The 14,398-nt window shown below is 61.8% G+C and carries 11 protein-coding genes; 5 read left to right on the top strand and 6 right to left on the bottom strand.

Translation table 11 applies throughout. The features are described from left to right. Nucleotides 1–9: 9 nt before the first annotated feature. The 3 genes from AACY31_RS23075 to AACY31_RS23065 form a co-directional block, all read right to left on the bottom strand. Complete coding sequence (locus AACY31_RS23075; protein ID WP_339477138.1) at nt 10–1,134, bottom strand: ABC transporter ATP-binding protein; 1,125 nt, start codon at nt 1,132–1,134, stop codon at nt 10–12. 347 nt (nt 1,135–1,481) lie between these two features. Continuing rightward, complete coding sequence (locus AACY31_RS23070) at nt 1,482–2,111, bottom strand: response regulator transcription factor (protein WP_339491535.1); 630 nt, start codon at nt 2,109–2,111, stop codon at nt 1,482–1,484. A gap of 122 nt (nt 2,112–2,233) precedes the next feature. Beyond that, nucleotides 2,234–4,630 (bottom strand): PAS domain-containing sensor histidine kinase, encoded by a 2,397-nt coding sequence (locus tag AACY31_RS23065; protein WP_339491536.1) that lies wholly within the window; start codon nt 4,628–4,630, stop codon nt 2,234–2,236. Nucleotides 4,631–4,704: 74 nt separating this feature from the next. On the opposite strand from AACY31_RS23065, the gene AACY31_RS23060 reads away from it, so the two are divergent. Next, nucleotides 4,705–5,697: an alpha/beta hydrolase family protein gene (locus AACY31_RS23060; RefSeq protein WP_339477145.1), complete on the top strand. Its 993-nt coding sequence runs from the start codon at nt 4,705–4,707 to the stop codon at nt 5,695–5,697. A 179-nt stretch (nt 5,698–5,876) separates the two neighbouring features. Here the strand turns inward: AACY31_RS23060 and AACY31_RS23055 are convergent, their stop codons facing one another. Genes AACY31_RS23055 through AACY31_RS23045 form a run of 3 tightly spaced genes read right to left on the bottom strand, consistent with a single transcriptional unit; the run spans nt 5,877 to nt 8,339 of the window. Then, complete coding sequence (locus AACY31_RS23055) at nt 5,877–6,644, bottom strand: TerB family tellurite resistance protein (RefSeq protein WP_339477148.1); 768 nt, start codon at nt 6,642–6,644, stop codon at nt 5,877–5,879. A gap of 1 nt (nt 6,645) precedes the next feature. Next, a complete protein-coding gene (gene murU / locus AACY31_RS23050; protein WP_339477150.1) occupies nt 6,646–7,317 on the bottom strand; it encodes an N-acetylmuramate alpha-1-phosphate uridylyltransferase MurU in 672 nt (223 codons plus the stop codon). Continuing rightward, nucleotides 7,314–8,339, bottom strand: a complete 1,026-nt coding sequence (locus tag AACY31_RS23045) for an aminoglycoside phosphotransferase family protein (protein ID WP_339477152.1) — start codon at nt 8,337–8,339, stop codon at nt 7,314–7,316. The genes murU and AACY31_RS23045 overlap by 4 nt, the downstream gene beginning before the upstream one ends. A gap of 130 nt (nt 8,340–8,469) precedes the next feature. Between AACY31_RS23045 and AACY31_RS23040 the strand changes: the two genes are divergently transcribed. Genes AACY31_RS23040 through rsmA form a run of 4 tightly spaced genes read left to right on the top strand, consistent with a single transcriptional unit; the run spans nt 8,470 to nt 14,366 of the window. Further along, the gene (locus AACY31_RS23040; RefSeq protein WP_339491537.1) at nt 8,470–11,268 is read left to right on the top strand and encodes an LPS-assembly protein LptD; all 2,799 of its coding nucleotides are present in this window, start codon (nt 8,470–8,472) and stop codon (nt 11,266–11,268) included. Beyond that, nucleotides 11,249–12,565 carry a peptidylprolyl isomerase SurA gene (gene surA, locus AACY31_RS23035; RefSeq protein ID WP_339491538.1) on the top strand — a complete coding sequence of 439 codons (1,317 nt, stop codon included), beginning with the start codon at nt 11,249–11,251 and terminating at the stop codon, nt 12,563–12,565. Before AACY31_RS23040 ends, surA begins: the two co-directional genes overlap by 20 nt. Then, nucleotides 12,562–13,551 (top strand): 4-hydroxythreonine-4-phosphate dehydrogenase PdxA, encoded by a 990-nt coding sequence (gene pdxA / locus AACY31_RS23030; protein ID WP_339477162.1) that lies wholly within the window; start codon nt 12,562–12,564, stop codon nt 13,549–13,551. Before surA ends, pdxA begins: the two co-directional genes overlap by 4 nt. After that, nucleotides 13,548–14,366 (top strand): 16S rRNA (adenine(1518)-N(6)/adenine(1519)-N(6))-dimethyltransferase RsmA, encoded by an 819-nt coding sequence (gene rsmA / locus AACY31_RS23025; protein WP_339477164.1) that lies wholly within the window; start codon nt 13,548–13,550, stop codon nt 14,364–14,366. The genes pdxA and rsmA overlap by 4 nt, the downstream gene beginning before the upstream one ends. Nucleotides 14,367–14,398 lie beyond the last annotated feature (32 nt).

Below are 14,398 nucleotides of genomic sequence, written 5' to 3'. Positions count from 1 at the left end.
AGGGGGCGATCAATTCGCCTCTAGAAGGGGATCGAGCGCACGCACATGCTCGACTTGCCAGCCAAGCGGAACCACGTCCCCGACGGTGAGCCCGGGATCGAGTTCGGCAATCGGTTGTTTCACGAAGAAGTCGGCCTTGCCGCAGACTTCCAGGCGAACCCGGACGTGGTCGCCCAGATAGATGAATTCCGCCACCCTCCCTGAGAAGCGGTTGACACATTGTTCGCTGGCGCCGTTGAGGCTCACCCGCTCAGGGCGGATCGACAGGGTCACCGGCTCGCCTGGCTTGCCGACATTCACCGCCAGTGCCTCGACCTTCTCACCGCGCGCCAGCTCCACCAGGCAGCGCTCGCCGGTTTGACTGTGCAGGCGACCGTTCATACGGTTGTTCTCGCCGATGAAGTTGGCGACGAAGGTGTTTTTCGGCTCTTCATACAGGGTGCGTGGTGGGGCGATCTGCTGGATCTGGCCCTGGTGGAACACCGCCACGCGGTCGGACATGGTCAGGGCTTCGCCCTGGTCATGGGTCACGTAGACCACGGTCACACCAAGGCGCTGGTGCAGGTGTTTGATTTCCATCTGCATGTGTTCGCGCAATTGCTTATCCAGCGCCCCCAGGGGTTCGTCCATCAACACCAACTGTGGCTCGAACACCAACGCCCGGGCCAACGCTACCCGTTGTTGCTGGCCACCGGACAATTGCGCCGGGTAGCGTTGAGCGAAGCTGTCCAGCTGGACCATGCTCAGGACGCGCTTGACCCGATCACTCACGTCGCTCTTGTTCAGGCCACGCACGGTCAGCGGGAACGCCAGGTTCTCGGCGACAGTCATGTGGGGGAACAAGGCATAGTTCTGGAACACCATGCCGATGTCGCGCTTGTGCGGTGGCACATTGTTGATCGAGCGCCCGGCCAGCAGGATCTCACCGGCGGTTGGGGTCTCAAACCCGGCGAGCATCATCAGGCTGGTGGTCTTGCCGGAGCCGGAAGGCCCGAGCAGGGTCAGGAATTCGCCTTTGCGGATATCCAGGTTGAGGTCTTTGACGATCAGGTTCTCGCCGTCGTAGCTCTTTTGCACACCACGAAAGCTGACCAGCACATCACTGGCCCCCGCGCTTGAATCGACCTGGCTCATACCCGCACCTTTTGTATTGATGACTGCTTGTGAATCAAGCCTAGTGGAGCCTGGGACCCGCGCAAATCGGGACGCAGGAGAGAATCACCTCAGCGCGATGGAAGATCCGGGGTAGGGATTGCCCTACAGGGATGGCGGGATTGGATACGGGCGGCGGGAGGTTAGCAGCGGCACACCGCAAGTAGGGGCAAAAGCGCTGTTGGGGCGTGTCGCAAATGGATATGCCCCCCATCTTCCTTGTGGGGGCGGGCGTGCGCGCGAAGGCGCAGTGTCAGCCGACAAATCGCTGAATGTCAGTCCGTCTTCGCGAGCAAGTCCGCTCCCACAGGGGGAAATTGTGGTGAGGATTAGAGCAACTTGTGCTCCATCGCGTACTTCACCAGCTCCGCCAGGGAGGTGATGTTGAGCTTCTGCATCAGACGCGCCTTGTGGGTGCTGATGGTTTTGCTGCTCAAGGCCAGTTGCTGGGCAATATCGTTGACGTTGGCGCCTTGGGCCAGGCGTTCGAAGACTGAGAACTCACGCTCCGACAGCAGCGAGTGCAGCGGTCGCGTGTCGGTCAGGCCGACTTCAAAGACCATGCGATCGGCCAGGTCCGGGTCGATGTAGCGTCCGCCGGCCGCGACCTTGCGAATCGCCATGAGCAGCAGGGCCGGGTCGCTGTCCTTGGTCGCGTAGCCGGCGGCGCCGACCTTCAGGGCACGGGCGGCCATTTGCGCTTCGTCATGCATCGACAGCACCAGGATGGCCGGCGGATTGCTCAGCGCCCTGATCCGTGGGATCGCCTCCAGGCCATTGACGCCGGGCATGGAAATGTCCAGCAACACCACTTCGCAGGGCACGTGGCGCAAGGTCTCGAGCAACTGTTCGCCATTGCTCGCCTCCCCCACCACCAGCAGATCCTTGGCCAGGCCGATCAATTGCTTGATGCCTTCACGGACGATGGTGTGGTCTTCGGCTACCAGTACACGGATCACGTTGCTCTCCAGATTCAGGGGCTCATCGCGAGCAGGCTCGCTCCCACATTGATTGATATGTGCACATAACTTTGTGGGAGCGAGCCTGCTCGCGATAGGGCCAGCCCAGGCAGCCCACCCCATCAGGCCTCATGCAACGGCACCCGCACCGACAGGGTCGTCCCCTCCCCCGGCTCGCTCTCCAGGGTCAACTGCCCGCCCATGATCAGCACCCGCTCACGCATGCCGACCAGGCCAAACGACATCGGCCGGCCCGCATTGGCAATAAATCCTACACCGTCGTCGCTGACCGTCAGACACAATTCGTCGCCGTCCTGAATCAGCGTCAGCTCTACAGTATGCGCTTGGGCATGGCGCATCACATTGGTCAGCGCTTCCTGGAGAATCCGGAACAGGCCAGTGGCCTTGGCGTCGCTCAGGGGCGGCAGGTTATCCGGCACCTGCACCAGGCATGGGATCTGCGTACGCGCCTCGAAACGCCGAGCCTGCCATTCGATGGCCGAGGCAATGCCCGCATCCAGAATCGGCGGGCGCAGCGCCGTCGCCACATCCCGCACCAACTGGAACAACTGGGCAATCAGGCGCTTCATGCTGTTAAGCCGCTCATGCAGGCCCGGGTCGAGTTGGGCATAGGCCAATTCACACATGGATGTTTCTAGCTTCAACACCGTCAGCATCTGGCCCAGCTCGTCGTGAACTTCCCGGGCAATGCGCGCCTTTTCCTCTTCCCGCACGCTTTCCAAGTGCGCCGACAACTCGCGCAACTGTTCCCGAGAACTGGCCAGCTCCAGTTCGATGCGCTTGCTTTCGGTGATGTCCCAGACGATTCCGTCCCAGACATAGGCGCCATCTTCGAGACGACGGGTAATCGCCTTGATCTCGGCCCAGCGCTCCTGGCCTTCGCGGGTCAGGATGCGGCCCTGCCATGACCAGTCACTGTCGGTGTCCAATGCCTGGTCCTGAGTACGGTGGTAATTGGCCTTGTCCTGCGGGTGCACCAGGCTGCGCAGCCCGGTGTCGCTGCGGGCCAGGGTTGCAGGGGAATAACCCACCAGGCTTTCGCTGCCTTCGCTGATGTAGGCAAAGTCGATCTGGCCGGTTACCGGCGCCCGCTCCAGGCGAAAGACCAGACCTGGCACATTAGCGGCGATGCCTTGCAAGCGCGCTTCGCTTTCGCGTAGCGCCGCCAGCGCACGTCGGCGTTCGGTCACGTCGTTGAGATAGACCACCAGGTATTCGGCGTCGCGAAACCGTAGAAAGCTCAGGGAAACATCGGTCGGCAGGATGCTGCCATCGGCTCGCACGCATTCGGTTTCGAAACTCTGCGGCCCATCTTCACTGGCCCGGGCGCGCTTCCACAGGTTCAGCCAGCGATCCATGTGCAAGCCCGGCTCGAAGTCGATCAAGGGACGGTCGATGATGGCGCCCGAGGCATAGCCGAGCATGGTTTCAGCCGCTCGGTTGGCATAACGCACGTGGCTGTCCCAATGGACCCAGAGGATGCCGACCGTACTTTGATCGATGGAAAACTGCGTCAGGCGCAAGGCTTCCTCGCTGGCAGTACGCTGGGCGATGTCCTCCCTCGCGGCCCGCAGACGGCGCTCCAGTGCGCGTTGCTGGCGGCGCTGCCAGAACACGATGGCGACGCTGCTGAGCAGCAGGGCCAGAATCAATAGAGTCAAGTTTTGCCAGAAGCCCGGGGTCTCGGTCAGGCGTGGATATTTTGGTTTGAGCCAACGGCTGTGCAGCTGCTCCAGTTCCTTGGCCGGGATCGCCTGCAAACCGTTGTTGATGATCGCGGCCAGCTCTGGCCAGTCCCGGCGCGTGGCAACTCGCAGCAACTGCGGCAGGCCGATGTCACCCACCACCACCAGCTCGGCGAATTCGGGCTCGACCATCAGCCGCCCGAGTTGCGCCTCATCGACCACCGCGTATCGGGCTTGCTGGGTCAGCAATAATTGCAGGGCCTCGCGCTCCATCGGCACACCTTGCAGATTCAGCGTCGAGTAGTTGCTGCGCAAGTAATCGGCCGTGGCGCTGGGCATACGCACCGCGACCCGGGCCTGGGCGTCGACTTTTTCCAACTCCACCCCCTCGGCCCCTTTCTGCCCGCCGACGATCAATTGCGGTACGCGCATGTAGGGATCGGAAAAGCGCCAGAGCTTGAGCCCACTCGGAGACTGGGTCAGGCCCGGAGCAACGTCCACCTCGCCGGCGCGCACCGCTGCTTCCAGTTGCGCCAGGTCTGGAAAATTGCGCCAGGTCAGCTCGACGTTCAACGCCTTGGCCAGCCATTGCATCAACTCGACGTTGGTGCCGGACAAACGCTGCAAGCGTCGGTCGTATTGCGCATAGGGTGCCTGCAATACCAAGCCGACCCGCCATTGCGGATGTTGCACCAGCCATTGGCGCTGCCCTGCATTCAATTGCACCCCCTGCGCCGAGGGCGCGGGGGCGGCCCACGCCATCAAGGGAAGCCATAAACAGCCGATAACCCACAGGCAGCAAAAACGCATCATCGAAGTCTCATGCACTGACAAATACTGACCAACCCATTAGGCTGCCGGAAATACTTCTGGTCATGGAATATCCGATGCCCTCTGTTTATCGCCTGGCGTTGCCAGCATTGTGCCTGTCGCTGATCCTGCCAAGTGTCTTTTCCGTACAGGCCAGCGAAACGGCGCCCGCCGCACAGCAACCTGTCGAGGAAAAAACCGTCGAGCGCCAACCCTTGCTCGAGCGTAGCGAGGAAGAAGCCATCGCACTTGAGCGAACAGTCCCGCCTCAAGAACAACAACAGTTGCAGACCGGCAGCGATGCCTTCCTGGCGCTGTGGAAACCGGCCAACACCAGCGATCCCAAAGGCGCAGTCATCATAGTCCCCGGCGCCGGCGAAACAGCTGACTGGCCTCAAGCTATCGGCCCCTTGCGGAAAAAATTGCCCGATGTTGAGTGGAGCAGCCTGAGTATCACCCTGCCGGACCTGCAAAGCGACGTCATTGCACCGCGCGAGGTGCAAGCACCGCCCGAAACCAAACCAGCCGACACCGCTGCGGCAGCACCGGACGCCACCACCTCGGCGCCGATCGAACAGGTCGCAGGTGGCGAAGTCGATGCGGCAGACCCAGTCATTGCCCAAACCGATGAAGAACACGCCGACGCCGACGCCGAGCGCATCTTCGCCCGTATCGATGCCGCGCTAGCCTACGCCGAGCAGCAAAGCGCACGCCGCATCGTGCTGCTGGGCCATGGCACCGGCGCCTATTGGGCCGCACGTTACCTGAGTGAAAAGCAGCCCTCGCAAATCGAACGCTTCGTGATGGTGGACGCCCAGACCCCGGTCACCGCCAAGCCGGTCCTGGCCGAACTGACCTCGACCTTGAAACTGGCGACCGCCGACATTTTCTACATGGACAAGCCGCTGGATCGCAACGCGGCGCTGGAGCGCTTGCAAGCTAGCAAACGCTTGAAAGGCTCGACCTTCAGCCAGGTGTCCCTCAAGGCCCTGCCGAACCCGGCGGCAGCGCAGGAGCAGCTGTTTCGTCGGGTTCGGGGCTGGTTGAATCCGCAGAAGGCGGGGGAATAAGGCTGACTTCGCCACCCTTCACCGTGGCGAGAGCGCTTGCTCCCGCCGGACCGCGCGGTAGGAACTGCCGAGCGGAGCGAGGCTGCGATCTTTCCAAGACCCGTTGAGTCTCAAGCGAAAGATCAAGATCAAGATCAAAAGATCGCAGCCTTCGGCAGCTCCGACCGCAGGCCAGCGGGCTACCGAAAATCCCGCCGCTCGCGAATCAGTCGATAGGCGTTATGCAGCTCCCGGGTTTTGTCGGTGGCCTCACGCACCTGCAAGGGCGTTGCCCCACTGCCGGCAATCTTGTCCGGATGATGACGACTGAGCAGGCGTCGGTAAGCGCGCTTGATCTGTGACGGTTCACTGGTGGCCGAAACCCCCAGCAAGCGCAAGGCTTCCTGATAAGTCACCCCGCTGTTGGGCCGCGACAGTTTCTGCGGCTCGTAATCAGCCGCCAGCGCCTGGACCTGTTGCGGTGTCCAGCCCAACCAGCGCCCCCATTGGGCCAACAGTTCCCGCTCGCTGACACCGGCACGCCCATCGGCCCAGACCATCCGCCAACACGCGCGCAAGACCCCTTCAGCCGCATGAGGCTGGACGGCCAGGCGACGCATGTAGCCGCGCAAACGATCGTTTCCGGACTTACCCCGGTTGAATGCCGCGATCGCCCGGCGTTGCGCCGACTCGCTCAAGTCCAGCGCCCGCATTTCCTGGCGAGCCTGCTGGATGTGGCCATCGACCACACGGCCATCGCATTTGGCCAGCCGCCCGAGCAATACAAACAACAGTTCATCGTTGCGTAACGCCGGGCGTCCACCCAGACGCTCACGTACCTGCGCCCAGCCCTGCAGGTTCAGGCGCCGATCCAGCGCCTGTCCCAACAACGCCCCAAGCATGGCCCCCGGGATGCTGGCGATGGCAAAGCCCGCCCCGGCTCCAATCAGAGTCCCTGGCCACCACATATCAACCGCTCGCTTCTATCAAGGTTTCGACCTGCGCCAAACGTTCATGGGTGCCGACATCGACCCAATGCCCTTTGAGGTGCTCGCCACTGACGCGCCCCTCGGCCATGGCCGCGCGCAACAGCGGTGCGAGCTTGAACGCACCCTCCGAGCAACCGTCGAACAACCGCGGGTGCAGGACGGCGATGCCGCTATAGGTCAGGTTGTCGGCAGGCGCGTGCCTATCGTGAACCTTTCCGTCGGCGAGGACGAAATCGCCGTCTGGGTGATGCTCGGGATTATCGACGAGCACCAGGTGCGCCAACCCTTCGAGGGGCCGGCGCAAAGCGCTGAAATCGTAGTCGGTCCAGACATCGCCGTTCACCACCACAAACGCATCATCGCCCAGCAGCGGTAAGGCCCGGAAGATTCCACCGCCGGTTTCCAGCGGCTCGCCTTCGGGCGAAAACCGAATGCTCACACCAAACCGTGAACCATCCCCCAGGTGATCCTCGATCTGCTGACCGAGCCAGGCGTGATTGATCACGATCTGGGTGAACCCGGCCCTGGCCAGCGCCCGCAAGTGGTATTCGATCAAGGGAACACCACCGACGCGAATCAACGGCTTTGGCGTGGTAAGGGTCAAGGGCCGCATGCGCTCGCCCTTGCCCGCCGCCAGAATCATCGCCTTCATACCGTTGCTCCAGACGACTGCCGCAGGCTGCCAAGCAACTCATCGAGCGGTGCCAGTTCCGGACGACGGGCAATGACCGCTTCTATATAAGCAAAGAATCGCGGTACATCGCCGAGGTAGCGCGGCTTGCCATCACGATGACAAATGCGCGCGAAAATCCCGATGACCTTGAGATGGCGCTGCACACCCATCAAGTCGCTGGCTCGCAAGAAGTCCTCGAGATCCGGCTGGACGGCAATGCCGAGGGCGCTGGCCTGCTGCCAGTAACTCTCCAGCCAGCCACGCACACGCGCCTCGGGCCAACTGAGGAAGGCGTCCTTGAACAGGCAGGTCACGTCGTAGGTAACGGGGCCATAGACCGCATCCTGAAAATCCAGCACGCCGGGGTTCGGCACGCTCAGCATCAGGTTGCGCGGCATGTAGTCGCGGTGCACCAGCACTTTGGGCTGGGCCAGGGCGCTGTCGATCAGCCGCTCGCTGGCCTGCTGCCAGAGTTGTTGCTGGGCCGAATCCAATTCGATACCCAGCTCGCGCTTGACGTACCACTCGGGGAACAATTCCAACTCCCGACGCAGCAACGCGACATCGTAGCTCGGCAGCGGCGCAACCATTGGCAATTGCTGGAAAGCCAGCAAGGCGTGCAGGGCATCGAGGAATAAATCGTCGGCATTTTCGCCGTTGATCACGTCCAAATAGGTCTGGTTGCCCAAGTCATTGAGCAAAAGAAAGCCGCGATCGAGGTCTTCGGCATAAATTTTTGGCACGTTGATACCGGATTTCGCCAGCAAAAAAGCAATATCCACGAAGGGTTTGCAGTTTTCCTGGGGCGGTGGCGCATCCATTACGATCAAACTGCGGCCCTCGCCTTCCCAGCGGAAGTAACGCCGGAAACTCGCGTCACTGCTGGCGGCGGTCAACGTGGCCGGGGGTACGGTGCCCCAACCCTGTTGAGTGAAAAGGATCGGCAGTTGTTCATCGAGCCAAACTTTCAGGTGTTGCAAGCGTACATCTTGGTCGGGCATTGCAAGGGTCTCCGACGGCGCTAGCCGTCAAGCGGGTCATGCTTTATTATCCAGCATCTTTTTCAGACCATCGAGAGGCGTGCGGCCCACACCGCGGGCAGATGGCACGCAGGAAGCCCGGACTAATAAGATGGCATTGAAATCCCCCGCGTTTCGTAAAAAATTTCCGTTGCTGGTCACCGGCAGTCTGCTGGCCCTGCAACCCCTGGCCTCTTCATTCGTCGTCGCGGCGCAGCAGTATGACTGCTCCGTCTCCGCTTCGGGTGCCTGGGACTGTGCACCCAAGACACCGGCCGCCGCGTTGCCGCCGCGCCCCGTGCATGACGGCAGTGCGGTTTCCGACAGCGGCGCGGCGCCAGCCGACAGCAGCTCGGGCGAGGAAGCCGGCGAAAAGCCGATGCTCGTTACCGAAGCCAAGGGCCGTGGCCTGAAGTCGCGCAGTGCAGACTACAGTCACCTGGATTGGGTTCCACGAGAGAACCTCACCCCGGCGCAATTGGCTGAAACCGGCCCTTACTGCGCCGGTGCCTATATCGAGCCGACGCGTCCTGGCATGAATGACAAGACCGCCAAGAGCGACGCCCCCACCTTCCTCGGCGCCAAGGCTTCGCGCTATCAGCAGGAAGAACAGGTGGCGACCCTGGCCGGCGACGTGGTCATGCGCCAGGGCAGCATGCAGGTCGAGGCCGACGAGGCCAGCCTGTACCAGGCCGAGAACCGTGGCGAGCTGAGCGGCAACGTGCGGGTTCGCGACAACGGCGCACTGATCGTTGGCGATCATGCCGATGTACAGCTGGACACCGGCGAAGCCAAGGTCGACAACGCCGAATACGTCATGCACAAGTCGCGCATCCGTGGTAACGCGCTGTACGCCAAGCGCGCCGAGAACGCGATCATCCGTCTCAAGGACGGTACGTACACCACGTGCGAACCGAACAGCAACGCCTGGACGCTCAAGGGCAACAACATCACCCTGAACCCGGCCACCGGCTTCGGTACCGCGACCAACGTGACGCTGCGGGTCAAGGACATTCCAGTCCTGTACACACCGTACATCTATTTCCCGATCGACGACCGTCGCCAGTCCGGCTTCCTGCCGCCGACCATCGGCAGCGGCACCGACACCGGTTTCCTGCTGGTCACCCCGTACTACTTCAACCTGGCGCCGAACTACGATGCCACGTTGTACCCGCGCTACATGAGCAAGCGCGGCATGCTGATGGAAGGCGAGTTCCGCTACCTGACCAAGTCCAGCGAAGGGCAGTTCGGCGCGGCGTACCTCAACGACGACGAAGACGAACGCGCCAAGCAGTCCGATTACAGCAAGACCCGCTACATGTATAACTGGCAGCACAAGGGCGGCCTCGACTCGCGCGTGCTGACGGAAGTCGACTACACAAAGATCAGCGACCCGTACTACTTCCAGGATTTGCAGACCGACCAGATCGGTGTCGAGTCCAAAGACTATGTGAACCAGCAAGGAGCCGTCAGCTATCGGGGGGACAACTACGTTGCCCGCTTGAATGCCCAGGCTTACCAGATGGCGACGATCTCGAAAATCACGCCTTATAACCGTTTGCCGCAGATCACCTTCGACGGTGAGCTGCCTCAGCATCCGTACGGCCTGGACTTCGCTTACAAGACGGAGTTGGTGCGGTTTGATCGGGATTTGCGCAAGGGCCTGTACAGCAACGAAGAGGGCGATACATCACCGTGGCTGGATAACAACATCCGCGGGCTTGCTCGAGCGAACGGCAATCGCTTGAATTTGGCGCCGGTCATGAGCCTGCCGATGGAAGCGAGCTACGGCTATATCAAGCCATCTCTGAAATACCAGTACACCCAATATGACCTGGACCTGGATAGCAGAGGCAAATCGCAGGTTGCTTCGCAGAGCGCCGAAACTGATCGCCTGCGTGGCACCTACAGCAGCAGTCAGAGCCGCGGCGTTCCAATCGCCAGCATCGACAGCGGCTTGTATTTTGACCGTGACACCCAGTGGTTCGGCACCAACTATCGCCAGACCCTGGAGCCACGCCTGTTCTACCTCTATGTACCGGAGAAGGATCAGAGCGATATTCCGGTCTTCGATACCAGCGAGTCGACCTTCAGCTACTCCTCGCTGTTCCGCGACAACCGCTTCACCGGCTCCGACCGTGTCGGCGACGAAAACAAGCTGTCCCTGGGCGTAACCAGCCGCTGGATCGAAGAAAACGGCTTCGAACGCCAACGTGTCGCTGTCGGCCAGGCATTTTATTTCAAGGATCGCGAAGTCCAGTTGCCAGGTATCGACTTCAAGACACGTGAAGACGCCAAGTCGGATGTCTCCCCGTACGCCCTGGAATACGAATACCGCTGGAACCGCGACTGGCGCACCACCGCCACCTACAACTGGGATCCGGACACCCGCAGCCCTCGTTCGGGCAGCGCGATGTTCCACTACCAGCCGGAAGACAACCCGAACAAGGTCATCAACGCCGGTTATCGCTATCGCAACGATCAGGTCCGTTACGACGAGACCACTGGTCAATGGCAAGTGGGGGGTGGCGACTACGGCAGGCCGGGTGATCCGAACTACGTGAAGGACTACTACAAGATCAAGCAGCACGACTTCTCGGTCATCTGGCCGATCGTGCCGCAGTGGAACGCGATCAGCCGCTGGCAGTATGACTACAACCGCAACCGTACCCTGGAAGCCTTCGGTGGTTTCGAATACGACAACTGCTGCTGGAAACTGCGCCTGATCAACCGTTACTGGGTCGACTATGAAGAATTCAGTCAAGCCGCCCCGGAAAACGAAAAAGGCGACCACGGCATCTTCCTCCAAATTGTTCTGAAGGGACTCGGCGGCCTGACTGGCGCCAAGGTAGAGAGCTTCCTCGACAAAGGCATCCAAGGTTATCGTGAACGTGAAGACCAAGCTTTCTGATTGTCTGCGCCCGCTGATGCTGGGCGCGCTGTTCCTGGGTACCGCGGCCAATGCCGCGGTGCAGTCCATCGATAAAGTGGTGGCCATCGTCGATAACGACGTGGTCATGCAGAGCCAGCTGGATCAACGCGTCCATGAAGTGCAGCAAACCATCGCCAAGCGCGGCGGTGGCCTGCCGCCGCCAGGCGTACTGGACCAGCAAGTGCTCGAACGCCTGATCGTCGAAAACCTGCAACTGCAGATCGGCGAACGCTCCGGCATTCGCATCACCGATGAAGAGCTGAACCAGGCCGTCGGCACCATTGCCCAGCGCAATAACATGACCATCGACCAGTTCCGCGCCGCCCTGGCTCGCGACGGCCTCTCTTACGAGGACGCTCGCGATCAGATTCGCCGCGAGATGGTTATCAGCCGTGTGCGCCAGCGCCGCGTAGCCGAACGCATTCAAGTGTCCGAGCAGGAAGTGAAGAACTTCCTCGCTTCCGACCTGGGCAAGATGCAGCTTTCCGAAGAACTGCACCTGGCGAACATCCTGATTCCTACCCCGGAGAGCGCCAACTCCGAAGCGATCCAGAGCGCTTACCGCCAGGCGATGGATGTCTACCAGCAGCTCAAGCAAGGTGCTGATTTCGGCCAGATGGCCATTGCCAAGTCGGGCAGCGACAACGCCCTGGAAGGCGGCGACATGGGCTGGCGCAAGCCCGCTCAACTGCCGCCTCCGTTCGACCGCGAGCTGAGCGCCATGGCCGTGGGCGATATCACCCAGCCAGCGCGTACACCCGGGGGCTTTATCATCCTGAAAGTGCTGGAAAAGCGCGGTGGTGGAACCCAGGTCCGTGACGAAGTGCATGTTCGCCACATCCTGATCAAGCCAAGCGAGATTCGCAGCGAAGCCGAAACCAAGCGCCTGGCCGAGAAACTCTACGACCGCATCGAAGCGGGCGAAGACTTCGCTGAACTGGCGAAGAGTTTTTCGGAAGACCCAGGCTCGGCCCTCAACGGCGGCGACCTGAACTGGGTTGACCCTAATGCACTGGTTCCGGAGTTCCGCCAGGTCATGGCTGAAACACCGCAAGGCCAACTGTCCAAACCGTTCAAGAGCCCTTATGGCTGGCACGTGCTGGAAGTCCTTGGCCGTCGCGCCACTGACAGCACCACCCAGGCTCGCGAACAGCAGGCAATGACTGTCTTGCGCAACCGCAAATACGACGAAGAGCTGCAAACCTGGCTGCGTCAGATTCGCGACGAAGCCTACGTTGAAATCAAACTTCCTGGTGCAGACCAGGCAGCGCAGTGAAACCCAAGCGTTTCGCGCTAACCCCCGGCGAACCAGCCGGCATCGGTCCCGACCTGTGCCTGCTGCTCGCCTCGCAAGCCCAGCCACACCCCCTGATTGCCATCACCAGTCGCGACCTGCTCCTTGAGCGGGCCGCGCAACTGGGGGTGGTCGTCAACCTGTTGCCGGTGACACCGCAAGCCTGGCCGGACGTCCCGGCGCCCGCCAACAGCCTGTATGTCTGGGACACGCCCCTGGGCGCTCCGGTCGTCACCGGGCAGTTGGACAAGGCCAACGCCGCGTTCGTCCTGCAGACCCTGACCCGCGCAGGTGAAGGCTGCCTGGACGGAGCGTTCGCCGGCATGATCACCGCTCCGGTGCACAAAGGCGTAATCAACGAATCCGGGATTGCCTTTTCCGGGCATACCGAATTCCTGGCTGAGCTGACCCACACCGCGCAAGTGGTCATGATGCTCGCCACCCGTGGCCTACGCGTGGCCCTGGTGACCACTCACCTGCCCTTGCGGGACATCGCCGACGCCATCACCGCGCAACGCCTGGAGCGGGTCACCCGCATCCTGCACGCCGACCTGCAGGAAAAGTTCGGCATCGCCCGGCCACGCATCCTTGTCTGCGGGCTCAATCCCCATGCAGGCGAAGGCGGACATCTGGGCCGTGAAGAAATCGACATCATCGAACCCACCTTGGAGCGCTTGCGCAGCGAGGGCATGGACCTGCGTGGCCCGCTGCCTGCCGACACTCTGTTCACCCCAAAATATCTGGAGCACTGCGACGCGGTGCTGGCGATGTACCACGACCAAGGCCTTCCCGTGCTGAAGTACAAAGGCTTTGGCGCGGCGGTCAACGTGACATTGGGCCTGCCGATCATCCGCACCTCCGTGGACCATGGCACCGCCCTGGACCTGGCCGGCAGCGGCAAAATCGATACCGGCAGCCTGCAAGTCGCGCTGGAAACCGCCTACCAGATGGCCGAGACCCATTTATGACCGAGCAATACCAACACCGCGCGCGCAAGCGTTTCGGCCAGAACTTCCTGCATGACGCCGGCGTGATTGATCGCATCCTGCGCTCCATCCGGGCCAAGCCCGACGACCGCCTGCTGGAAATCGGCCCGGGCCAGGGTGCCCTCACCGAGGGGCTGCTCGACAGCGGCGCGCAACTGGACGTGGTGGAACTGGACAAGGACCTGGTTCCGATCCTCAACCAGCAGTTCGCCGGCAGGAGCAATTTCAGCCTGCACCAGGGCGATGCGCTGAAGTTCGACTTCAAAAGCCTGAACGCCGCGCCGAACAGCCTGCGGGTGGTGGGTAACCTGCCGTACAACATCTCCACGCCGCTGATCTTCCACCTGCTGAGCAACGCCGGCCTGATTCGCGACATGCACTTCATGTTGCAAAAAGAAGTGGTCGAACGCCTCGCCGCCGGCCCTGGCGGTGGTGACTGGGGTCGCCTGTCGATCATGGTCCAGTACCATTGCCGCGTCGAACACCTGTTCAACGTAGGCCCGGGCGCGTTCAACCCGCCGCCGAAAGTCGACTCGGCCATCGTCCGCCTGGTGCCCCATGCCGTCCTGCCGCACCCAGCCAAGGATCATCGCCTGCTGGAGCGGGTGGTACGCGAAGCGTTCAACCAGCGCCGCAAGACCTTGCGCAACACCTTGAAACTGCTGCTCAGTAGCGCCGAAATCGAAGCCGCTGGCGTCGATGGCAGCCTGCGCCCCGAGCAGTTGGACCTGGCCGCTTTCGTGCGCCTGGCCGACAAGCTCAGTGAACAGGCCGCTGCACACGTCGACGCCGACTGAACGGACGATGACCGCTATCGGGCAGTAAGCCA

Source organism: Pseudomonas sp. RL_105y_Pfl2_101 (assembly GCF_963970585.1).
Taxonomy (GTDB): Bacteria; Pseudomonadota; Gammaproteobacteria; order Pseudomonadales; family Pseudomonadaceae; genus Aquipseudomonas.
Note: the sequence above shows the minus strand (reverse complement) of the source record. Positions and strands in the feature narration are given on the sequence as shown.